Consider the following 23,347-nt stretch of genomic DNA (forward strand, 5'->3'; position numbering starts at 1 on the left):
ATGGCTTACCGCGTCGCCGCCCTTGGCGCCATCGCCCTGTTGGCCGCCGGCGGAGCTACGGCGCACGAGTTCTGGCTGCTGCCCGACAAGAGCCGCGCCGGCACCGACGAGGCCGTGGAGATCACCATCGCCGTGGGCCAGAACTTCGTCGGCAACACCCTGCCATTTATCCCGGACACGACGGAACGGTTCGACATCTACGGACCGGGCGGCACGCTGACCGACGCCGCCCGCGGCTTCGCCAGGGATCCGGCCGGCGTGGTCCGCCCCAGCCGTCCCGGCCTTTACACCGTCGCCTATCAGAACAAGGGCAATTCGATCGTCATCGACCCGGAGACCTTCAATAAGTATCTCCGCGACGAGGGACTGGATATCGCCCTGGAGCACCGGCAGGCCAACGACCTGATGGACACGCCGGGACGCGAGTTCTACACGCGCTACCCGAAAACCTGGGTGCTGTCGGGCGACAATGTCGACGCTGGCCGCTGGGCGCTGGCGCCGTCGAACCTGCGCTTCGAAATGGTGCCGCTGTCGAACCCCTTTCGCTGGCGCCCGGGCGATTCGGTCGATGTCCGCGTGCTCTATGAGGGCCAGCCGATCGAGAGCGTGCTCGTCACCACCTTCACAAAATCGAGCCAGGGCCGCATCGGCGCGGTCCGCTCCGGCCCGGCCGGTGTGGCGAGGATTTCGATCGACCGGCCGGGCCGTTGGCTGGCGGCGGCGGTGCACATGATCCCCGCCGAGGGCCGCCCCGACATCGACTGGGAGAGCTTCTGGACCAGCTTCACCATCGACGTGCCGGCGGAGTGACGCCACTTTTGCGGCGTCCCGCGACCTGATCGCGGGACCCGGCCCGGCGGTGCTGAAGTACTGCGCCCCTGGATCGGGTCCAGGGGCGCCATTCCGGGTTACTTCGCCAGCACGTACTCTGCGCCCTTCTCGGCGATCATGATCGTCGGCGTGTTGGTATTTCCGGACGTGATCGTCGGCATCACCGAGGCGTCGATGACGCGCAGGCCCTCGAGACCGATGACGCGCAGCCGCTCGTCGACCACCGCATGGGCGTCGTCCGGGCGGCCCATCTTCGCCGTGCCTACGGGATGGAAGATCGTCGTGCCGATGTCGCCCGCCGCCTGGGCCAGCGCCGCGTCGTCGTCGCCGACGCCGGGGCCGGGCAGGAACTCCTCGGGCTCGAACTGCAGCATCGCGGGCTGCCGCATCAGCTTTCGCGTCACCCGGATCGCGTCCGCGGCGACCTGCCGGTCCTCCGCCGTCGCCAGGTAGTTGGGCGCGATCAGCGGGTGGTCTTCGGGCTTCGGTGAGCGGATGCGGATCGTGCCCCGGCTGGTCGGCTGCAGGTTGCAGGCGCTGACCGTGATCGCGGGGAAACGGTGCAGCGGGTCGCCGAACTTGTCGAGCGAGAGCGGCTGGACGTGGAACTGGATGTTGGCGCAGTCCCGCGAGGGATCGGAGCGTGTGAAGATGCCGAGCTGCGACGGCGCCATGGTCAGCGGGCCGCGGCGGAACAGCGCGTATTCCAGGCCCATCGCCGCGCGGCCGATCAGCGAATGGTAGGTCTCGTTCAGCGTCTTGACGCCGTGGACCTTGTAGATCGCGCGCTGCTGCAGGTGGTCCTGCAGGTTGCGTCCGACGCCCTGGCGGTCGGCAATGACGTCGATGCCGTGCTCGCCGAGCCATTCCGCCGGTCCCACGCCGGAGAGCTGGAGGATCTGCACCGAGCCGATGGCGCCGGCGGACAGGACCACCTCGCCCCGGGCCTTCGCCAGGTACTCGACGCCGTCGCGGCGGAACCGCACGCCCGCCGCCCGCCGGCCCTCAATGGCGACGCGCTCGACGGTGACGCCGGTCTCCACGCGCAGGTTCGGGCGGTGCATCACGGGCTTCAGGAAGGCGCGGGCCGCCGAGACGCGGACGCCCCTGCGCTGGTTGACGTGGAAGTAGCTGACGCCTTCGTTGTCGCCGGTGTTGAAGTCCGGGATCCGGCTGACGCCCATCTGTTCGGCGGCGTCCTCCACCGCATCCAGCACCTTCCAGGAGACTCGGGGCGGCTCGACCCGCCATTCGCCGCCCGTGCCGTGATGTTCGTTTGGTCCCAGGAAATGGTCCTCGATCCGGCGGAAGACCGGCTGCACATCCTCCCAGTCCCAGCCGTCCAGGCCGAGCTGGCGCCAGTGGCGGTAGTCGTCCGCCTGGCCGCGCATGGAGATCATGGCGTTGATGGCGGAACTGCCGCCCAGCGCCTTGCCGCGCGGATAGATCAGGCTGCGCCCGTTGAGTCCGGCCTCGGCCTCGGTCCTGTAAAGCCAGTCCGAGCGCGGATTGCCGATGGCGAACAGGTAGCCGACGGGGATGTGGAACCAGATCCAGTTGTCCTTGCCGCCGCCCTCTAGCACCAGTACCCGGTTCTTCGGGTCCGCCGACAGCCGGTTGGCGAGCACGCAGCCGGCCGAGCCTGCGCCGACCACGATGTAGTCCCATTCGCCCTCGAAGGGCGTGGCCTCGTCTCCGTTCCCCATGGGGGGATTGTCTCAGGCGGCAGGGTACCGTGGCAAGCGCATGCGCGTTTCGCTAGTCTTCCGCCATGACAGAGACGCTCGACGAGATCCGCCAGCGGCTCCGGGCCGCGATCCTGGCCGACGAGGCCGAGACCATCGCCCGGCTGCGGGAAGATGCGCGGCTGTCGCCGGCGGAACGCGATGCCGTCAGTCACCGTGGCGCCGGCCTCGTCCGGTCGGTGCGGGAAGCCGGTCCGCCCGTGGCGCTGGAAGCCTTCCTTTCCGAATACGGCCTGTCGACGCGGGAGGGCGTGGCGCTGATGTGCCTGGCTGAGGCCATGTTGCGGGTGCCCGATGCGGAAACCATCGACGAACTGATCCGCGACAAGATCGCGCCGCACGACTGGGGCAGCCATGTGGGCGATTCCGGCTCCATCATGGTCAACGCCTCGACCTGGGCGCTGATGCTGACCGGCCGGGTGCTGGAGGACGAGGAGCCGGGCATTGCCGGCGCCCTGCGCGGGCTGGTGCGGCGGATGGGCGAGCCTGTCATCCGCACGGCGGTCGCCGGCGCCATGAAGGAACTGGGCGGGCAGTTCGTCCTCGGCCAGACGATCGACGAGGCGATGAAGCGCGGCCGAGGCATGGAGGAGAAGGGTTACACCTACTCCTATGACATGCTGGGCGAAGCCGCGCGGACCGAGGCCGATGCGGCGCGCTACCGGGAGGCCTACCGCACCGCCATCGCTTCGATCGCGAAGCACGCGAAGTCCGACGAGATCGCCGCCAATCCCGGCATATCGGTCAAGCTCTCGGCCCTGCACCCGCGCTACGAGTTCGGCAAGGGCGAAGCGATGATCGGGACGCTGGCGGAACGGACGCTCGAGCTCGCCCGGCAGGCCGCCAGGGCCGGGATCGGCTTCAACATCGACGCCGAGGAGGCCGACCGTCTCGACCCCTCGCTGGACGTGATCGAGCGCGTGCTCTCCGATCCGGAACTTGCCGGCTGGGATGGCTTCGGCGTGGTGGTCCAGGCCTATGGCCAGCGCGCCGGCCCGGTCCTCGACTGGCTTCATGCCCTGGCGGAGAAGCTGGACCGGCGGATCATGGTCCGCCTGGTCAAGGGCGCCTACTGGGACACCGAGATCAAGCGCGCCCAGGTGATGGGCCTCGACGGCTTTCCCGTCTTCACGCGCAAGATCAACACCGACATCAGCTACATCGCCCATGCGCGGAAGCTGCTGGAGATGCGCGGCCGCATCTATCCGCAGTTCGCCACCCACAACGCCCACACGGCGGCGGCGGTGCTGCACATGGCCGGCAACCGCATGGAAGGCTTCGAGTTCCAGCGGCTGCATGGCATGGGGGAGGCGCTGCACGAAGCGGTCCGGAAGAAGGACGGCACGCGCTGCCGCATCTACGCGCCGGTCGGCAAGCACCGCGACCTGCTGGCCTATCTGGTCCGGCGGCTGCTGGAGAACGGCGCGAACAGCTCCTTCGTCCACCAGATCGCCGACACCGAGGTGCCGCCGGAGGAGATCGCCCGCGACCCCTTCGCCGAACTGGAGAAGGTGGAAAGCGTGGCCCACCCGAAGATCGCGCGCGGCGCCGAGCTCTACGGCAAGGGGCGGCGCAATTCGAAGGGCTGGGACGTCACCGATCCGGCGGACGTGGCCCGCATCGAGGCCGGCCGCGCGCCCTTCGCCTCGCCGCACCAGTGGACCGCGGGGGCGGAAGGAACGGTCCGCGGCGTGATCAACCCGGCCAACCCCGACGACGTGGTGGGCCATGTCTACGAGGCCGATGCCGCCATGGCGGAGGCTGCGGTAGGCCGCGCCGCAAGTGCGCAGCCCGGCTGGGCCGCGACGGCGGTCGCCGAGCGGGGGGCCATCCTGAACCGCGCCGCCGATCTCTACGAAGCGGCGACCGAGGAGTTCTTCGCCATCGCCGCGCGCGAGGCCGGCAAGACGCCGCTGGACGCCGTCGCCGAGGTGCGGGAGGCGGTCGACTTCCTGCGCTACTACGCCATGCAGGCGCCCCGCGTGGAACAGGGCACGGCGGCGCGCGGCGTCATCGCCTGCATCAGTCCCTGGAACTTCCCGCTGGCGATCTTCACTGGCCAGGTGGCCGCGGCGCTGGCGACCGGCAATGCGGTGATCGCCAAGCCCGCCGAGCAGACGCCGCTGATCGCCGCCCGCGCCGTGGAGGCCATGCACGAGGCCGGCGTGCCGGCGGACGTGTTGCAGCTGCTGCCTGGCGACGGGCCGTCGGTGGGCGCGCCGCTTGCCGCCGATCCGCGCATCGCCGGGGTCTGCTTCACCGGCTCTACCGAGGTCGCGAAGCGAATCGAGCGGCAGCTCGCCGAGACGGGTCCGGCGGAAGCCATGCTGATCGCCGAGACCGGCGGGCTGAACGCCATGATCGTGGATTCCACGGCGCTGCCGGAGCAGGCGGTGCGCGACATTCTGGCCAGCGCCTTCCAGAGCGCAGGCCAGCGCTGCTCGGCGCTGCGCGTGCTCTACGTGCAGGACGATGTCGCCGACACCATGCTGGAAATGCTGTTCGGCGCCATGGATTCGCAGGCGCTGGGCGATCCCTGGTCCTACGCGACCGATGTCGGCCCGGTGATCGACGAAGAGGCCCGCGACGACATAAGGGCCTATGTCGACGCCGCCGAGCGGAAGGGCCGGGTGCTGAAGCGCATGGCCGTGCCGGAGCGCGGCCTGTTCGTCGGCCCCGTGGCGATCGAGGTCAGCGGGATCGGCGAGATGGAGCGCGAGGTCTTCGGCCCGGTCCTGCACATCGCCCGCTACGACGCCGAGAAGGTCGATGACGTCGTTCGCGACATCAATGCCCGGGGTTATGGCCTGACCTTCGGCATGCACAGCCGCATCGACCGCCGGGTGCAGGACCTGGTCGAGGGCGTCCATGTCGGCAATCTCTACGTCAACCGCAACCAGATCGGCGCCATCGTCGGCTGCCAGCCCTTCGGCGGCGAGGGGCTGTCGGGCACCGGACCCAAGGCCGGCGGCCCGCACTATCTCCGCCGTTTCCGCCGGGCGGTCGAGGGGGCGCAGGACGCGCCATCAGACAAGACCATCGACGCGGGCGACCTCCGCAAGGCGCTCTCGAAGCTCGATGCCGGCGGCTGGGCCGGTCAGCCGGGGCGGGTGACGGCGCTGCGCAACGCGCTCCGCGGCCGGGCGGAAGAGGCCATGGCTGCCGCGGCCGCGCTGGACTGCGGGCCGATCGACCTGCCGGGTCCGACAGGCGAATCCAACCGCTACTGGCTGAGCCCGCGAGGGCCCGTGATTTGCCTGGGACCGACGCCGGAGGCGGCGCTGGACCAGGCCGTGCAGGCGCTCCGCGTCGGCGCACCGGCGCTGATGGTCTGTCCCGGCGCGGCCGACGCCACGCAGCCGCTGATCGAGGCGAAGCTGCCCGTCGCGGCGCTGGATGGCGAAGCCGACGCGGCGGCGCTCGCGGAACTGGAGATCGGCGTTGCGGCCTTCTGCGGCGGGACGGACCGGATGCGCGCGCTCAAGCAGGCGCTGGCAGCCCGGGAGGGGCCGATCACGCCGCTGATCACCGAACGCATCCACCCGGCGGCCTTTGCCCACGAACGCGCCATCTGCATCGACACCACCGCCGCCGGCGGCAACGCCCAGCTGCTCGGGAGCGTCTGACTGCCCGCCGCGGGTGGCGTGATTCTCCGTGTCATGCCCGCCCTCGTGCGGGCATCCGGCCCAATACTGGATTCGGCGGCGAAGCCGCACCGGACCCCCGCACAGAGGCGGGGGTGACATCGCATATTCAATGATGAGTTCCGGACCGGACCGGCGCGGGCCCCGGGAAGCCGGGTCCGTCAGATCCGCGAGAGCAGCTCGGTCTTCTTGGCGTTGTAGTCCTCGTCCGTCAGCGCGCCCTTGTCACGCAGTTCGGCCAGCCGCTCGATGGTCCTCAGCACGGAATCGACGTCAGCCAGCGCAGTGGAGGGGCTGGAGGTCATCGTCGCGGGCGGCGGGGGCGGTGGGGCCGCCCGGGGCGCCTCGGTCCTGGTCTCGTGCGGTGTTTCCGTTTCCGCACGCGTCGGAGCGCGTTCAGACTGCACGCCTGAGTCCTGCCAGGACGCCTGGCCGCCGCCGCCCTGGGCCTGGCCCTGGTCGCCGCCGCCCTGCGCCTGCGTCTGGCCGCCGCCGTCGACGCGCGGCAACTCGACGAGGGCCAGATTGCCGTACTGGCTCTGGAAGCTGAGCGACGACAGTCCGCCGCCCGCCTGGCTCTGGGAGACGCCGCCGATATTGTGCTCGCGGGTGTCGAACAGGAAGACGCGCTCGCCCAGCTTCACCGCCAGCCGCCGCGTGGACGGGAAGACGGCGTAGGCGATGTCGTTCTGGCCGCCGGTGGCGCTCGGCTGGCCCAGCCCGTCGGGCCACCAGCCATGGCTCTGGCCCATCATGCGCATGGACGTGGCTTTCGGCGCCTCGACCAGCCGTTCCGCGCTCATCGCACCCGCCAGATCGCTGGCGAGCCCCGAGACAGTCGCCTGCAGCCCATGATTGAACATGTCGCCGACCATGGTCATGCCGCCGGCCAGCCACTGGCCGCTGCCGCCCAGTTCGGGAATGTTGAATTGCGCCATGGTGCCGCCGCCGCGGACCAGCGCGTGTAGCATGGCTTCGGCCGTCTGCTCGGAGACGCCGTATCGCCCGGCCGCCTCGCGCACCGCCCGGCGGCCGGCCTCGGTCAGTCCGCTCATTGTCGCCTCCTTGATGGATTATGGCACGGAGATGAGGCTTCCCCCGGGCGAAGTCCAGCGGGAAGTTGGGGCCGGCGTTGCTCAGACCGCCGTGCCGACCTCGAGCGCGGTGCCGTCGGCGAAGCGGCCGAAGCGGAAGGCGGCAAGGTCGAGGGAGGGCCTGCCGTCTGCGACGATCTCGCTGACCAGCCGTCCGACGATCGGGCCCATGCCGAAGCCGTGTCCGGAGAAACCGGTGGCGATGACGAGTCCCTGCGGCTTGTCCACCGCCTCGATTACCGGCAGCAGATCCGGCGTCATGTCGATATAGCCGGCCCAGCTCCGCTCGATGCGCGCCTCCTTCAGCGCCGGAATCGACTGCTTCAGCTCGGCCAGGGCCTCTTCCAGCACCTTCATGTTGGGCTTCGGATCGAGCACGCGATGGCGCACCAGTTCGTTGGCCAGCGCGGCCTCCGAGAAATGGCCCATGGCCGTGTCGAGCAGCAGCTTGCGGAAGCGGATGCGGAAGTCGCCGGCGTGCTGGCGGCTGAGTTTCAGGAACGACCGACCGTGCAGCAGGCTCTGCACCATCAGGTCGTGATCGGCGGAGCGGCGGGCGAAGTTGACGGTGCCGTCGCGGCGCTGGCGGATGCCGACGCCGGCCCAGATGGCGGACTTCGCGAACTCCGGCTGCGGGTCGGTGCGTCCGACCGAGCCGGTGACCCAGACCTGCGGCAGCTTCAGCCCCAGGTGGCCCAGCATCTTCGACGACCAGACGCCGGTGGCCAGCACCACGGCGGGCGCGCGGATTTCGCCCCGTTCCGTCTCGACGCCGGCGACGCGCCCGCCCTCCCGGATCAGCCGGAAGACCGCGCAGTTTTCCATGAATGTCGCGCCGCGGCCCGCGGCGGCGCGCGCCAGAGCGGGCGTGACCTTCGCGGGTTCGGCATGGCCGTCGGAGGGGGTGTAGATGGCGCCGTGTTCGCCGAAATTCGTGCCCGTGGCGATCCGGTCGATATCGGCGCGGTCGACCATGCGGCTGTCTAGGCCATGCGCCTTCGCGTGCTCGAGCCAGCGCCCGAACATCGCCCGCTCTTCCTCGTTGCGGAAGACCACCATGTTGCCGCCGGCGGTCCATTCCAGGTCGGCGTTCAGTTCCCGCTCCAGCCCGCGCCAGATGCGGTTGGCTTCCATCATCAGCGGGATCTCGGCCGGGTCGCGGCCCTGCTGGCGGACGAAGCCCCAGTTGCGGCTGGACTGCTCGCCGGCGATGCGGCCCTTCTCGCAGACGACGACGTTCAGCCCCCGCGAGGCCATGTAGAAGGCGCTGGCCGCGCCGGCGATGCCGGCCCCAATGACGACGGCGTCGGCGGCGGCGGGAACACCTATCATGAAATCAATATGCCTCCCCCCTTGTGGGGGAGGTGGTCGCGAAGCGATCGGAGGGGGGTAAGGCCGAAGGCCCGATTGTATTTCCACCCCCACCCTGGCCCTCCCCCATCAAGGGGGAGGCGAATGCAGGGACGCCGGCACGCCATCGAACTGCTTCTGGCCGGCAGGAGGAGGATCACGACGCCGCGCGGCGCTCGGACTTCTTGCGCTCGTGGCGGTCCAGGAAGCGCTTGCGCAGCCGGATGTGGCCGGGCGTGACCTCGACCAGCTCGTCGTCGTCGATATAGGCGATGGCCTGCTCCAGGCTCATCCGCCGCGGCGGCGTCAGGTCGACAGCGTCGTCCTTGCCGGCGGCGCGGATGTTGGTCAGCTTCTTGCCCTTGAGCGGGTTGACCTCCAGGTCGCCGGAGCGCGCGTTCTCGCCGATGATCATGCCGTCGTAGATGTCCTCGCCGGCGCCGACGAACATGACGCCGCGCTCTTCCAGGTTCCACAGGGCATAGGCCACCGACCGGCCGGTCTCCAGGCTGATCAGAACGCCGTTGCGGCGTCCCTGGATCGGCCCCTTCCAGGGCGCGAAGCCGTGAAAGACGCGGTTCATGATGCCGGTGCCGCGCGTGTCGGTCAGGAACTCGCCGTGATAGCCGATCAGCCCGCGCGAGGGCGCGACGAAGGTAATCCGGGTCCGGCCCTCGCCGGAGGGGCGCATGTCGACCAGCTCGCCCTTGCGGCCGGCCATCTTCTCCACGACGATGCCGGAGAACTCGTCGTCGACGTCGATGACGACGTCCTCCATCGGCTCGATGCGGTTGCCCTGCTCGTCCTCGCGGAACAGGACGCGGGGACGCGAGATCGAAAGCTCGAAGCCTTCCCGGCGCATGGTCTCGATCAGCACGCCCAGCTGCAGCTCGCCCCGGCCGGCGACCTCGTAGGCGTCCTTGTCGGCCGTCTCGGTGACGCGGATGGCGACGTTGCCTTCCGCCTCCTTCAGCAGGCGGTCGCGGATGACGCGGCTCTGCACCTTGCCGCCGTCGCGGCCGGCCAGCGGCGAATCGTTGATGCTGAAGGTGACCGCCAGGGTCGGCGGATCGACCGGCTGGGCCGGGATCGGGTCGGTGACCGTCGGGTCGCAGATGGTGTTGGAGACGCCGGCGGCGGTGACGCCGGCGATGGCGATGATGTCGCCTGCGCGCGCCTCGTCGATCGGCGTGCGCTCCAGTCCGTCGAAGCTGAGCAGCTTGGTCACCCGCAGCGTCTCGACCTTCTTCCCATCGCGGCTCAGCGCCTGGACGGTCTGGTTGGGGCGGATCGTCCCGTCATAGACCTTGCCGGTCAGCGTGCGGCCCAGGAAGGGGTCGGCGTCGAGCAGGCTGGCCAGCATGCGGAACGGCTTGGCCGGATCGCCGCCGGGTGCGGGCACGTGGCGCATGATCAGCTCGAACAGCGGCTTCAGGTCGCCGCCGCGGTCGTCGGGGGTCTCGGCGGCCCAGCCGTCGCGGCCCACGGCATAGAGGACCGGGAAATCGAGCTGTTCGTCATTGGCGTCGAGGGCGGCGAACAGGTCGAAGACCTCCTCGTGAACCGCCTCGGGACGGGCGTCGCCGCGGTCGACCTTGTTGACCACGACGATGGGCTTCAGACCCAGGCCGAGCGCCTTGGAGGTGACGAACTTGGTCTGCGGCATCGGCCCCTCGGCCGCGTCGACCAGCAGGATGACGCCGTCGACCATCGACAGGATGCGCTCCACCTCGCCGCCGAAATCGGCGTGGCCGGGCGTGTCAACGATGTTGATGCGGGTCTCGCCGTACATCACCGAGGTGCATTTGGCGAGAATGGTGATGCCGCGCTCCTTCTCCAGGTCGCTGGAGTCCATGGCGCGCTCCGCGATCTGCTGATGCGCCTTGACGGTGCCGGACTGCCGGAAGAGTGCATCCACAAGGGTGGTCTTGCCATGATCGACATGGGCGATGATGGCGATGTTGCGGCGATCTGTGCTCATGGGCGGCTATGTAGCCCCGGGCGGAGCTTGCTGCAACGCACAAAAACGAGGAGCACGCTGGATCAGCCGCCGCGTCTGCTCATGGCCTCGAGCTGTTCGGCGGCCTTGATCCGGGTTTCGGGACCGATCCAGGGCTGGGCCAGCGGCTCCGCGCCTTCCAGCGCGGCGGCCATTCGCACCAGCGCCGGCGCCCGGAACTGGCGTTTCACGGCGGCGTAGGTCTCCCGCGGGGATCCGGCGAGATGCGCCGCCATCTCCAGCGACCGGGACAGCACTTCGGACGCCGGGCGCAGTTCGTCGACCATGCCGCGCGCCAGCGCCTCGCCGGGTCCGAACAGATCGCCGGTCAGCACGGCCTTGCGCCATTCCTCGGGGCGCAGTTCCGCCTTGAGGATTTCGATCGCCGTCACCGGATAGGGGATGCCGACACGGATCTCGGTGACGCCGAGTAGCGCCTTCTCATCGACCGCGACCCGGTAGTCGGCCGCCAGCGCGAGAACCAGGCCGCCGGCGATGGCGTGGCCGTTGACGGCCGCGACCAGGGGAACGGGGAGCCGGTAGGCGGCGTGGAACAGCCGGTTGAGGACGCGCAGCATCGTTCGCTGCTCCCCGGCATCGTAGTGCGGCACCGTCTTCAGGTCGGCCCCGGCCGAAAAGCAGTCGCCCCGACCGGTCAGCACCGCGGCCCGTGCGCGTCCATCGGCGGCGAGGGCATCCAGCTCACGGGTCACGGTTTCGCAGTAGTCGATGTCGAGCGCGTTCACCGGCGCCCTTTGCAGTCTGAGGAGCGCGATATCGCCTTCCCAGTCCACCGCCATGTCTTCGGACATGCGACCCTCCCCTTGTGCGATCATGATCTGCCGACCGCCTGCTGCGTCGCAACAGGTCCGGTCATTCCGGAGCGCCCGGCTTGCTGTCTACTTGGGCGAGCGTTTCGCCAGAATGCGCTGCAGCGTGCGGCGGTGCATGTTGAGCCGGCGCGCGGTCTCGGAGACGTTGCGGCCGCAAAGCTCGTAGACCCGCTGGATATGCTCCCAGCGGACGCGGTCCGCCGACATGGGATTCTCCGGCGGCGCCGGGCGTTCCCCGTCGACCACCAGCAGCGCCTTGGAGACGTCGTCGGCGTCGGCCGGCTTGGCCAGATAGTCGATCGCGCCGGCCTTCACCGCGGCCACCGCCGTGGCGATGTTGCCGTAGCCGGTCAGCATGACCACCCGCGCCTCGGGCCGGACGTCGTGAAGGACGGTGACGATATCGAGGCCGTTGCCGTCCTCGAGACGCAGATCGACCACGGCGAAGGCGGGGTGGATCTCTCGCACCAGCGCCATGCCTTCCTCGACCGACTCGGCCACTTCCACGTCGAAGCCCCGTTTCTCCATGGCGCGCGCCAGGCGCTGGCGGAAGGGGCGGTCGTCGTCGATGATCAGCAGCGAGCGGTCGTCCAGGGTCTCCAGATCGATCTGCTGCTGGCCGTCATCGGCGGCGTCGTTGTTGTTTTCGTTCATGCTCACGTTCCGGAAGCTCCGACTCGATACTCTTGTCCGTCACTGTTGCCCTACAGGTAAATGACCCGCAAGGTTCGGGTCAATAATGCCACGCCCCCAGCGGATGGCAACGCGGGCGCCGGTGACGATGCCGTTTTCGACGCGGTTGGCATAGGTCACGCGCGCCCCGGAATGCTCCAGCAGCGTCGTGGCGATGAAGACGCCGAGGCCCATGCCGCCCTTGTCGGGCCGTGACGTCTTGTAGGGCTCGCCCAGGTTGCGCAGCACCTCGGGCGGGATGCCGGGGCCGTCGTCCTCGATGACGATGACGATCTCCGGTTCGTCCCAGTAGATGCGGATCCAGACATGGGCGCGGGCGAAGTCGACCGCGTTCTCGGTGATGTTGGCCAGCCCGTGCAGCACCTCGGGGCTGCGGTAGACATTGGGCGGCCGGCCGGTCTGCGGCTCGATCGAGATCGCGACGCCGAGACTGGCGTAGTGTTCGGCGGCGGCCTCGACCAGGCCGACGATCGTGGTTTCGCGGAAGGCCCGGTCACCCTCGCCGGGCCGGCGGGAGAGTTCGGCCAGGATATCGCGGCAGCGTTCGGCCTGGCTGACCAGAAGGTCGAGATCCTCGCGGTGCTCCCAGTCCCCGGGCAGTTCGCGCCCCAGCTCCTTGGCGACCAGGTGGATGGTGCCGAGCGGCGTGCCGAGTTCGTGCGCCGCCGCCGCGGCCAGTCCGCCGACCGCCGAAAGCTGCTGTTCGCGCGACAGCGCCGACTGGGTCGCGGCCAGCGCGTCGGACATGCGCTTGGTCTCGAAGGAAATCCGCCCCGCATAGGCGGACATGAAGACGATGCCCAGCGCCAGACCCGCCCAGATGCCGCCGATGTAGAGGTCGGGCAGCACCAGCGGCTCCGGCGACCAGGGCAGCGGCAGGTACCACATGGCCAGCAGGCTGATGAACAGCAGCGCCAGCCCGCCGAGGACGATGGTGCTCCAGAACGACAGGATGGTGGCCGAGATCGTCACCGGCACCAGGATCAGGATGGCGAAGGGGTTGGTCAGGCCGCCCGTCATGTACAGCAGGGCGCCGAGCTGCAGCAGGTCGTAGGCCAGGAACAGCGAGGCGCCCCGGTCCGAGAGCCGCGCCGTGTTCGGGTACTGCAGCGCCAGGATGATGTTCAGCCCCGCCGAGGCCGCCACAGTGACCATGCAGGGGACGATCGGCAGCTCGAAGCCGATGCCATAGCGCACGAAAAGCAGCGAGAAGCTCTGGCCGATCACCGCCATCCAGCGGATCAGGATCAGCGTCTGCAGCCGCACCCGCCCGGAGCCGCTGCTGCCCGGTCCGGTCCCGACGACGAAGAGATCCTCCGAATGGAAGGTGCGATCGTTCATGACTCTCCAATACCGCCGAACCGCCGTCGAGGGAAACAGGACTCGAAAGTCCGGACAGGGCCCAACCCTCGGTTGGATTGGGGCGGCGCTGGCGCTAGATAGGGCGCGTGAGAACACGATGCGGATACGGGGCGGACCCATGGCCTCCGACGGCGTGAGCGGCGAGCGATCCCCGGAGCGGGCCGGTGCGCTGGCCCGCCTGCGTGCGCCCGCCATGGAGACGGGCATGGTTCTGGCCGTCTTCGGACTGGCGGTGTTGATCGGCCCTTTCGGCACGTTTGGCCTGACGGTGGCGGAGCGGGCCCAGTACTGGGGCACCATCATCGTGGTGAACTGGGCGCAGCTCCGCTTTCTCCAGATACTGCTCTTCCGGCTCGCGGGCCACGACCGGTTCTGGCTCGCCACACTGGGCAGCACGCTGACGGCGTCCTTCCCCGCGACGCTGGAGGTGCTGTGGCTGGAGCGGACCTTCCGTCCGGAGATTGCGGCGGACCTGACCTATCTGGAGCTCTATCCCCAGGTTCTGGCCCTGACGCTGGCGATCATGGCGCCGGTTTCCTGGTTCTTCTTCAGCCGCGCGATGGCCGCCGAGCTGGACGAGATCGAGGCCAATGCGCCGCGGATGCCGTCCGCCGCCGAGAGCGCGTTCCACCGGCGCATCCCGCTGGCGCTGGGGCGCGAACTGCATGCCCTGCAGGCCGAGGATCACTATGTCCGGGTCTACACGTCGAAGGGCGACGATCTTGTTCTGCACCGTTTCAGCGACGCGGTCGAGGAACTGGCCGGACATGACGGGCTGAGGGTGCATCGTTCCTGGTGGGTCGCCCGCGAGGGCGTCGCCGGCGTCGAGCGGCGCGACCGCAAGGTCTGGCTGAAGCTGAAGAACGGCCAGGAGGCGCCGGTCAGCCGCACCTATCTGGGCGACGTGCGTGAAGCGGGGTGGCTGTCATGAGGTCGATCGCCGCCCGCCGCCTGCGGCAGAGCCGCTTCTGGGAAAAGAAGAGCCTGGCCGAGATGACCGACGCCGAGTGGGAAGCGCTGTGCGACGGCTGCGGCAAGTGCTGCCTCTACAAGCTGCAGGACATCGACACCGACGAGATCGTCTTCACCAATGTCGCCTGCCGCCTGCTGGACTGCCGCACCTGCCGCTGCGGCGATTACGCCAACCGGTTCGCCCGCGTCGACGACTGCGTCCAGCTCAGCCGGGAGAATGTCGGCGATCTCGCCTGGCTGCCGTCGAGCTGCGCCTATCGCCGGCTGGACGAAGGCCGGGGCCTGGCGGACTGGCATCCGCTGGTGACAGGGGACCCCGAAAGCGTTCATCGTGCCGGCATATCCGTGCGTGGCCGCGTCGTCCCCGAGGACGAGGCCGATCCCGATCTCGAAAACCATGCCCTGGAAGGGGAGCCATGACTGACGCGCGCCAGGGGGTCTGGGCGGCCTCGATCACGCCCTTCAACGCCGACATGTCCATCGACCGCGGCGCGCTCTGCGCCCATGTGGACTGGCTGCTGGAGAATGGCTGCGACGGTGTCGCGCTGCTGGGGACGACGGGCGAGGCGAACTCGCTGGGCGTCAACGAGCGTCTGTCGCTGATCGAGGAAATGGAGGGCCGCTGGCCGGCGGACCGCATCATGATCGGCGTCGGCACCACGGCGATACCCGACACGGTGGCGCTGATCCACGCCGCGGTGGACCACGAATTCCCCAACGTGCTGATGCTGCCGCCCTTCTACTACAAGGGCGTGGCCGACGACGGCCTCTACCAGACGGTGGCCGAGGTGATGCGGCGGATGGGCACCTCCCGGCCGCGCATCCACCTCTACGACTTTCCCGCCATGGTCGGATTTCCCTTCTCGACCGGGCTGATCGCGCGGCTGAACGACGCCTTCACCCACACCGTCGTCGGCATGAAGGACTCCTCGGGCGACTTCGCCAAGATGAAGGACGTGCTGACCCGGGTGCCGGGCTTCGCGGTCTATGCGGGGACGGAGGCGCTGCTGCTGGACATCCTGAAGGAAGGCGGCGCGGGTTGCATCTCGGCGACCTGCAACGTCACCGCGCCGGGCGCGGCGGCGGTCTGGCGGGCCTGGCAGGCCGGCGACATTGCGGCAGCCGAGGCCGCGCAGGCGACGCTGACGGCCCAGCGCGCGGCGCTGCAGAAATGGCCCATGGTGCCGGCGGTCAAGGCGGTGCTGCGCCGGGCCTTCCCCGACCGGGTCGGCCGCGTCATCCGCCCGCCGCTTCTCAGCCTGTCGGACCTGGACCGCGAGCGGCTGTTCCAGGCCCTGGACGAGATCGGCTTCGAGATCGCGGGAGCGGCCGCCAGGACTGCATAGTGCTGGCATATCTCGTATTTCGACATGTCGCCCACACCTGATATGGTGGCTTGGGTTTCAGCCAACAGCGTGATTCGATGAACGACATGAGCGATCTCTTCGCCGCGGGCAAGAACGACGGCGGCGACAGCTATTCCGCCAAGGACATCAAGGTTCTGGAAGGGCTCGAGCCCGTCCGGCAGCGCCCCGGCATGTATATCGGCGGCACCGACGAGCGGGCGCTGCACCATCTGGTGGCGGAGGTGCTCGACAACGCCATGGACGAGGCCGTGGCCGGTCACGCCAGCCGCATCGAGGTAGGGTTGGACGCCGACGGGGCGGTCACGGTCGACGACAACGGGCGCGGCATTCCGGTCGATCCGCATCCGCGCTTCACCGACAAGTCGGCGCTGGAGGTGATCCTCACCACCCTGCATTCGGGCGGCAAGTTCGAACAGGGCGCCTACGCCACGGCGGGCGGCCTGCACGGCGTCGGCGTGTCCGTCGTCAACGCGCTTTCCGACGAAGTGAACGTGGAGGTCGCGCGGGAGCGGCGGTTGTGGCGGCAGTCCTTCCGGCGGGGCAAGCCCATGGGGCCGCTGGAGGACCTGGGTCCGGTGCAGAACCGGCGCGGCACGCGCGTCCGTTTCCATCCCGATCCGGAAATCTTCGGCGCCGGCCTGTCGTTCAGGCCGGCCCGCATCTACCGCCTGGCCCGCTCCAAGGCCTATCTCTATCCGGGCGTCGAGATCCGCTGGCGCTGCGCGCCGGAACTGATTCAGGACGACACGCCGCCCGAAGCGGTGCTGCGGTTTCCCGGCGGGCTCGCCGACTACCTGACCGAGAACCTGGGCGAGCAGCCCGTGGTGGCGCCTGCGGCCTTCGCCGGTCAGGTGGAGCTGCCCGACGGCCAGGGCCGGGTCGAATGGGCCCTGCAATGGCTGGAATACGGCGACGGCTGGACCACCAGCTACTGCAACACTATTCCCACGCCGCAGGGCGGCAGCCACGAGAACGGCTTCCGCTCGGCGATCAGCCGCGGGCTGAAGGCCCATGGCGAGCTGACGGGCAACAAGCGCGCGGCGCAGATCACCGCCGACGACGCGCTGGGCGGCGCGGCGGGGCTGCTCTCGGTCTTCATCCGTGATCCGCAGTTCCAGGGCCAGACCAAGGAGAAGCTGGCGAGCCCCGAGGCCCAGCGCCTGGTCGAGAACGTGGTCAAGGATCATTTCGATCACTGGCTGTCGGGCAGCCCGAAGATCGCCGAACGGCTGCTGGAAAAGGCGATCGACCGCGCCGAGGACCGCCTGCGCCGCCGCAAGGAGAAGGAAGTCAGCCGCAAGACCGCGACGCGCAAGCTGCGCCTGCCCGGCAAGCTGGCCGATTGCACCTCCAACCAGCGCGACGACACCGAGCTGTTCATCGTCGAGGGCGATTCGGCCGGCGGCTCGGCCAAGTCCGCGCGCAAGCGCGAGACCCAGGCGATCCTGCCGCTGCGCGGCAAGATCCTGAACGTGATGAGCGCCGGCGCGGAAAAGCTGGCCCAGAACCAGGAACTCGCGGACCTGTCCCTCGCGCTCGGCTGCGGCATGGGCGCGCGCTTCAACCCCGAGGATCTGCGCTACGGCAAGGTCATCATCATGACCGACGCCGATGTCGACGGCGCGCATATCGCCGCGCTGCTGATCACCTTCTTCTTCCGCGAGATGCCGGGGCTGGTCGACCAGGGCCGGCTCTACCTCGCCTGTCCGCCGCTCTACCGCATGAGCCAGGGCGGCAAGACGCATTACGCCATCGACGACCGCCACCGCGAGGCGCTGCTGAAGACGGAGTTCAAGGGCAAGGCGAAGGTCGAGGTCAGCCGCTTCAAGGGCCTGGGCGAGATGCCGCCGGCCCAGCTCCGCGAGACCACCATGGACCCGAAGAAGCGCCGGCTGCTGCGCGTCGACCTGCCGGCCGAGGACCGCGCCGACGCCGCCGGCCTGATCGAGCGCCTGATGGGCCGCAAACCGGAAAAGCGCCTGGAGTTCATCCAGGACAACGCCCGCTTCGTCGACGACGTGGACGTGTAGACACCTCGGTCACCCCCGCTTCGTGCGGGGGGCCGGTCGGCGCTTCAACCTGTTCGCGGCATCTGTCCGATTGCATTTACCGTGCAAACCGGATGCCCGCACAAGGCGAGCATGACAAGATGACCCTCTGATCATCAGTCCTTGGGGGAGGAAGACCATGAAATTCGGCGTGATGATGTTTCCGACGGACTATTCGATCGCTCCGGCGGCGCTGGGCAAGGCGGCGGAGGAGCGCGGCTTCGAGAGCATCTGGCTGCCCGAGCATTCCCACATCCCGGCCTCGCGCCGCTCGCCCTGGCCGGGCGGGGCGGAGCTGCCGAAGATGTACTACGACGTCATGGACCCGTTCGTGGCGCTGGCGACGGTCGCGTCCGTGACCACGAAGCTCAAACTCTGCACCGGCATCTGTCTGATCGTGCAGCGCGACGTCATCCAGCTGGCCAAGGAAGTGGCGACGCTGGACCAGCTCTCGGGCGGGCGGGTGATCCTCGGCATCGGTGCGGGCTGGAACGCCGAGGAGATGGAGGATCACGGCACGCCCTTCGACCGGCGCATGAAGGTGATGCGGGAGAAGGTCGAGGCGCTGAAGGCGATCTGGACCGAGGCGAAGGCGGAATACCACGGCGAGTTCGTGAACTTCGACGAGATGATGACCTGGCCCAAGCCGGTGCAGAAGCCGCATCCGCCTATCCTGGTCGGCGGTGGCTTTCCCGGCGGCGCCAAACGCGCGATCCGCTATGGCGACGGCTGGATGCCCATCGACGGGCGCGGCTGGGACATCACGGAGACGCTGTCGGAGTACCGCCAGATGGCGGCGGCGGAAGGCCGCGAGCCCGACGCCCTGCCGCCCACCATCTTTGCCGCCTCGGAGGATCCCGACCGGATCAGGACCTATCGCGACGTCGGCGTCGAGCGCCTCGTGTTCGGCCTGCCGCCGGAGAAGGAAGACACCATCCTGCCGAAGCTGGACCAGCTGGCGAAGCTGATGGAGTAGATTCCGCCAATACTCGATGGAACCACTCAGCTCTGTCGCCCATGGATCGAGTCCAAGGGCGGCATCGTTGAACGGTTCGATCGAACGCTGGAAAAGTCGAGGGGACTGCAAACCGACCCCCTCCCAACCCGCTCGCGCGGGCCACCCTCCCCCTTCGGGAAGGGGGAGGGTGGAGTGGGGGATGCGCTTCGCAGGCGTGCCAGCCCGGACAAGCCGAGCCATGAAGATGCAGTCCAGGTCGCCGATCCTCCTTCGCCGCGCCGGCGTCTCAGGGCGGTGTTTCGCCGTCGATGAATATGCGGTGCCAGTGCTCCAGCGCCAGCAGGGCGCGGATCTCTCGGGTGTTGTTCTGCGATCCCTGGATATGGTTCTCCAGCATCAACTCGACGCCGTCGCGGTCGAACAGCCGCCGGTCGTGGAACCGCTCGCCGCGCAGCATCTCCCGGGCATAGGCGGCCAGTTCGGTGCGGAACCATTCGCCGACGGGGACGGTGAACATCTGCTTGCGGCGGTCGGTCAGGGCCGCGCCGATCAGCGGCCGGACCGTGTTCTTGAGCACCACCTTGGTCTCGCCGTTCCGGAGCTTCATCGCGCCCGGCAGGCGGAAGGCGTGCTCCACTACGCGGTAGTCGAGGAAAGGCGTCCGGGCCTCCAGCGAGACCGCCATCGCCATGCGGTCCGGCTTGACCAGGTTGTTGCCGGGCAGCAGCAGGGCGGTGTCGAGATAGAGGGCCTGATTGACGCGGTCCATGTGGGCGGCGGCCTCGAAATGCTCCTCGATCAGTCCGAAGGTGGAGCAGCCGTCAGTCTCGGCGGCGAAGTCGGGGTGGTAGAGCCCCCGCCGCGCCTCGCCCTCGGGGAACATCGCCAGCGCGCGATCGAAATAGCGCCGGCGGAAGGCGGCCTCGTCCATGTCCCCGGGCATGTCGGCGAAGGCGTGCACATACTTGTCGTAGCCGGCGAACAGCTCGTCGCCGCCGTCGCCGGTCAGCACCATCTTGACCTGCCGCGCGGCCAGTTCGGCCACTCTCAGCGTCGGCAGGAAGGAGACGTCGCCATGGGGTTGGTCCAGGTGATGCAACGCCCGGGGCCAGCGGTCCAGCATGCGCGGCGAGACGATGTCCAGGTGATGGGCCGCACCGAAGCGGCGGGCGGCGGCCTCGGCATGGGCGCTCTCGTCGAAGCGCGGATCGTCGAAGCCGATGGCGAAGGTCTCGACGGGCCGTTCCAGGTGCATCGACATCAGCCCGACCACGGTCGACGAATCGATGCCGCCCGACAGGAAGGCGCCGAAAGGCACGTCGGCCCTGAGCCTGAGGCGGACCGCGTCGTCCAGCAGGGCCAGCAGCTCCGCCTGGGCGCCGGCCTCCTGACCGCGCCACGGCTGGTGGCCGCAGTCCGCCAGCCGCCACCAGGCGTCGGTCTCCGCGCCACGCGGGGTGATCTTCATATGTCCGCCGGGCGGCAGGTGCCGGATGCCGCGGAATGCCGTGAGAGGCGGCGGCACGTAGTTCAGTGTGAGGAAATGGTGCAGAGCCGCCTTGTCGGCCTCAGCCGGCGCGCCGCCGGCCAGCAGCGCCTTGATTTCCGAACCGAACAGCAGCCGTTCGCCGTTCTCGTAGACGAACAGCGGCTTGACGCCGACCCTGTCGCGCCAGAGGTGCAGCACCGGCTCCGGTCCGCGTGCGTCGTAGACGGCGATCGCGAACATGCCGTTCAGCCGGCGGACGAAACCCGGCCCGTCCCTGAGATAGAGGCCGAGCAGGACCTCGGTGTCGGAATGGGTCCGGGGGCGCCAGCCCGACTGCCGGAGCTCTGCGCCCAGTTCCACGTAGTTGTAGATTTCGCCGTTCTGAACCAGAGCGACCTTGCCCTCGGCGGCGGTCATGGGCTGGTGGCCGCCGGCGATATCGATGATCGACAGCCGGCGATTACCGACGGCGCCGTGGTCGAAGCGTGCCACGCCCGAATCGTCGGGGCCGCGATAGACCAGACTGTCGCTCATGGCCTTCAGCGCCGCATCGGTCATCGGCCGTGCGCCGCGGTCGAAATATCCGTAGATGCCGCACATCAGCCGGCCGCCCTCTGCGCCGCCGCGAGTTCCGCGATGCGCCGGGCGATACGCTGCCGGTCATGTTCGATTTCCGCGGGCGTGCGCGCCGCCAGAGCGCGCTCGCAGTCGCGGATGCGGCCGACCTCCCGGCCCCAGTCGAAATCCGCGCCGGCGGTCGCCTTGAAACTGCGCGAAAGGATGACGGCAGTCGAGCCGAGGCGGACATGCTCGCCCAGGATCCATTCGGCCGGCAGATCGCCGCGGCCGATGCGGGCCATGCCGCCGAAACCGAAGGACAGGCCCTGATCCAGCGCGATGCGGCCCAGGCGCTCGACGGTGCCGTCGGCCAGGGGTTCGAACATGAACCGGTCGCCGCGCTGGCGATGCAGGTCGTTCAGGCCCACAAATATCTCGCCGACTCCCTCGATCGCGCAGATCCCGGCCAGTCGGTCGGCGGAGGCGACGGTCTCGATCAGCGGAACCACGGGCGCGCGGCCTGCGACCAGGCGGCAGAGCGCGCCAACCTCCTCTGGGGTCGTGATCATCGGCAGCATCAGCATGTCGGCGCCCTGGTACAGGACATGCTCGATATCCGCCGCCGCCACGGCGGGCCACGGGTCGAGCCGCACCAGCAGCGTGGCGTCCGGCGCGGCGCGGCGGTAGCGCGCGATCTCTTCGATGCCGTGTTCGCTGATCCAGGTGCCGCCGCCCTGGCGCTCGAACTTCCCGCTGCGCTCCAGGTCGACGAAGATCCTGTCGACGCCGCCCGCGGCCGCGGCCGCCGCCATCTCCGGGCTTTCCGGAATTACCATCAGACGAATCATATGGCGACTGCCTCGGTCAGGGCGTCGATCACGCGGCCCTGTTCGTCATCGGTCATGCCCGTGCCGGACGGCAGGCACAGGCCGGTGAGGAACAGCCGGTCGCTGACCGACTGGCGCTCCGAATGAGTGAAATAGTCCGCGCCGCGGAACAGGGGCTGCAGGTGCATCGGCTTCCATACCGGCCGGGTCTCGATATTGCGCTGACGCAGCAGGCGCATGATGGCGTAGGGGTGGCGGTCGGTCCGGTCGGGATCGAGCGTGATGACCGACAGCCAGCGGTTGCTGCGGCTCCATTCCGGCTCCGGCATCCAGCCGACGCCCGGCAGGTCGCCCAGACCCTCGCGGTAGCGCTCGAAGATGGCGCGGCGGCGCGCCACGCGGTCGTCCAGGGCCTTGAGCTGGCCGCGGCCGATGCCGGCCAGGACATTGGACAGCCGGTAATTGAAACCGATGGTGCTGTGCTGGTAGTGCGAAGCCGGATCGCGCGCCTGGGTGGCGAGCCGCCGGGCCTCCGCCATCATCTCCCGGTCGCCGCCGACCAGGGCGCCGCCGCCCGAGGTGGTGATGATCTTGTTGCCGTTGAAAGAATACACACCCAGCCGGCCGAGCGTGCCGCTCGCGCGGTTGCGGTAGCGCGCGCCGAGGGATTCGGCGGCGTCCTCGATCACCGGTACGTCGTGGGCGTCGCAGAGATCCAGGATCGGCGCCATGTCCGCGCTCTGGCCGTAGATGTTGACGACGATGACCGCCGCCGGCTTGCGGCCGGCGCGGCGGTCCGCCTCCAGGGCGCGCTCCAGCGCTGCGGGGCTCATGTTCCAGCTCTCAGGCTCGCTGTCGATGAAGACCGGCTCCGCGCCCTCGTAGAGTATCGGATTGGCGCTGGCCACGAAGGTCAGGCTGGAGCAGTAGACCCGGTCGCCGCGCCTTACCCCCAGCAGTCGCAGCGCCAGGTGAATGGCCGCCGTGCCGGAACTCAGCGCCACGGCCTCGCTCGCCTCCACGGTTTCCGCCAGTTCGCGCTCGAAGGCGTCCACATGCGGTCCGACCGGCGCGATCCAGTTGGTGGCGAAGGCTTCCGCCACCAGCGCCTGTTCGGTCTCGCCCATGTGCGGCGCCGACAGCAGGATCGGCGCGCTCATCCGGCCGAGGTGATAGAGGCCGATCGGCCGCCCCGTCTCGTCCAGCACCGGCAGGTGAACGACCTGCCGTTCCCGCATGATGCGCCGCGCACCGTCCTCGTCCAGGCCGCGCCGGGCGACGGTCGGCTCGACGGGTTCCAGGACGGTCAGATCCGCGTCCAGGGCGTGGCCGGCGATGACGGCCCGTCGCAGGTCGCCATCGGTGATCATGCGCCGCAGCGCGCCGTTGCCGTCGACCAGCAGCAGGCAGCCGCTGCTGGCGGTATTGAGCTGCGCCATCGCTTCGCGGATGGTCGACTTGGCTTCGATGAGAAGGGGCTGCAGGTCGGTGATCATGGGCGCCCGCGTCTGGCGATCCGGGTTCGGGAACGGGCGGCACTATCGTGGCGGGGCCGCCGGCGGTCAACTCGCGGTGCG

Annotated in this window: 17 protein-coding genes; 7 read left to right on the plus strand and 10 right to left on the minus strand. The window is 69.2% G+C overall.

Going from position 1 to position 23,347, the window contains the following annotated elements; translation table 11 throughout:
• Positions 1 to 810, plus strand: coding sequence for a hypothetical protein (locus TEF_06165; protein ID ANK80425.1), 810 nt, complete (start codon positions 1 to 3; stop codon positions 808 to 810).
• A gap of 98 nt (positions 811 to 908) precedes the next feature.
• Here the strand turns inward: TEF_06165 and TEF_06170 are convergent, their stop codons facing one another.
• Positions 909 to 2,537 carry a choline dehydrogenase gene (locus TEF_06170; GenBank protein ID ANK80426.1) on the minus strand — a complete coding sequence of 543 codons (1,629 nt, stop codon included), beginning with the start codon at positions 2,535 to 2,537 and terminating at the stop codon, positions 909 to 911.
• Between the two features lie 65 nt (positions 2,538 to 2,602).
• On the opposite strand from TEF_06170, the gene TEF_06175 reads away from it, so the two are divergent.
• Positions 2,603 to 6,202: a bifunctional proline dehydrogenase/L-glutamate gamma-semialdehyde dehydrogenase gene (locus tag TEF_06175; protein ANK80427.1), complete on the plus strand. Its 3,600-nt coding sequence runs from the start codon at positions 2,603 to 2,605 to the stop codon at positions 6,200 to 6,202.
• A gap of 179 nt (positions 6,203 to 6,381) precedes the next feature.
• Here the strand turns inward: TEF_06175 and TEF_06180 are convergent, their stop codons facing one another.
• The 6 genes from TEF_06180 to TEF_06205 all read right to left on the minus strand — a co-directional run bounded on the left by TEF_06180 (position 6,382) and on the right by TEF_06205 (position 13,455).
• Positions 6,382 to 7,275, minus strand: a complete 894-nt coding sequence (locus TEF_06180) for a hypothetical protein (GenBank protein ANK80428.1) — start codon at positions 7,273 to 7,275, stop codon at positions 6,382 to 6,384.
• 81 nt (positions 7,276 to 7,356) lie between these two features.
• Positions 7,357 to 8,646: a hypothetical protein gene (locus TEF_06185; GenBank protein ANK80429.1), complete on the minus strand. Its 1,290-nt coding sequence runs from the start codon at positions 8,644 to 8,646 to the stop codon at positions 7,357 to 7,359.
• A gap of 175 nt (positions 8,647 to 8,821) precedes the next feature.
• Positions 8,822 to 10,645, minus strand: coding sequence for a GTP-binding protein TypA (locus TEF_06190; GenBank protein ANK80430.1), 1,824 nt, complete (start codon positions 10,643 to 10,645; stop codon positions 8,822 to 8,824).
• Between the two features lie 62 nt (positions 10,646 to 10,707).
• Positions 10,708 to 11,475: a hypothetical protein gene (locus tag TEF_06195; protein ID ANK80431.1), complete on the minus strand. Its 768-nt coding sequence runs from the start codon at positions 11,473 to 11,475 to the stop codon at positions 10,708 to 10,710.
• Between the two features lie 87 nt (positions 11,476 to 11,562).
• Entirely contained in the window at positions 11,563 to 12,150 is a 588-nt protein-coding gene (locus tag TEF_06200) for a two-component system response regulator (GenBank protein ANK80432.1), read from the minus strand.
• A 39-nt stretch (positions 12,151 to 12,189) separates the two neighbouring features.
• Complete coding sequence (locus tag TEF_06205; GenBank protein ID ANK83310.1) at positions 12,190 to 13,455, minus strand: hypothetical protein; 1,266 nt, start codon at positions 13,453 to 13,455, stop codon at positions 12,190 to 12,192.
• Positions 13,456 to 13,669: 214 nt separating this feature from the next.
• Here TEF_06205 and TEF_06210 point away from each other — a divergent pair, with 214 nt between their 5' ends.
• The 5 genes from TEF_06210 to TEF_06230 all read left to right on the plus strand — a co-directional run bounded on the left by TEF_06210 (position 13,670) and on the right by TEF_06230 (position 18,914).
• Complete coding sequence (locus tag TEF_06210; GenBank protein ANK80433.1) at positions 13,670 to 14,482, plus strand: hypothetical protein; 813 nt, start codon at positions 13,670 to 13,672, stop codon at positions 14,480 to 14,482.
• The gene (locus TEF_06215) at positions 14,479 to 14,943 is read left to right on the plus strand and encodes a hypothetical protein (GenBank protein ANK80434.1); all 465 of its coding nucleotides are present in this window, start codon (positions 14,479 to 14,481) and stop codon (positions 14,941 to 14,943) included. The genes TEF_06210 and TEF_06215 overlap by 4 nt, the downstream gene beginning before the upstream one ends.
• Positions 14,940 to 15,869: a hypothetical protein gene (locus TEF_06220; GenBank protein ID ANK80435.1), complete on the plus strand. Its 930-nt coding sequence runs from the start codon at positions 14,940 to 14,942 to the stop codon at positions 15,867 to 15,869. The genes TEF_06215 and TEF_06220 overlap by 4 nt, the downstream gene beginning before the upstream one ends.
• Before the next feature lie 86 nt (positions 15,870 to 15,955).
• Positions 15,956 to 17,920 carry a DNA topoisomerase IV subunit B gene (locus tag TEF_06225; GenBank protein ID ANK83311.1) on the plus strand — a complete coding sequence of 655 codons (1,965 nt, stop codon included), beginning with the start codon at positions 15,956 to 15,958 and terminating at the stop codon, positions 17,918 to 17,920.
• 157 nt (positions 17,921 to 18,077) lie between these two features.
• A complete protein-coding gene (locus tag TEF_06230) occupies positions 18,078 to 18,914 on the plus strand; it encodes an LLM class F420-dependent oxidoreductase (GenBank protein ANK80436.1) in 837 nt (278 codons plus the stop codon).
• Between the two features lie 268 nt (positions 18,915 to 19,182).
• Here TEF_06230 and TEF_06235 read toward each other — a convergent pair whose 3' ends face one another.
• The 3 genes from TEF_06235 to TEF_06245 are packed head-to-tail and all read right to left on the minus strand — an operon-like array spanning position 19,183 to position 23,266.
• On the minus strand, positions 19,183 to 20,985 hold the full coding sequence (locus TEF_06235) for an asparagine synthase (glutamine-hydrolyzing) (GenBank protein ID ANK80437.1): 1,803 nt from the start codon (positions 20,983 to 20,985) through the stop codon (positions 19,183 to 19,185).
• Positions 20,985 to 21,791, minus strand: a complete 807-nt coding sequence (locus TEF_06240; protein ID ANK80438.1) for a hypothetical protein — start codon at positions 21,789 to 21,791, stop codon at positions 20,985 to 20,987. Before TEF_06240 ends, TEF_06235 begins: the two co-directional genes overlap by 1 nt.
• Positions 21,788 to 23,266, minus strand: a complete 1,479-nt coding sequence (locus TEF_06245) for an aminotransferase (GenBank protein ID ANK80439.1) — start codon at positions 23,264 to 23,266, stop codon at positions 21,788 to 21,790. The genes TEF_06240 and TEF_06245 overlap by 4 nt, the downstream gene beginning before the upstream one ends.
• Between the last annotated feature and the right edge of the window lie 81 nt (positions 23,267 to 23,347).

Source organism: Rhizobiales bacterium NRL2, from assembly GCA_001664005.1.
Classification (GTDB): domain Bacteria; phylum Pseudomonadota; class Alphaproteobacteria; order Minwuiales; family Minwuiaceae; genus Minwuia.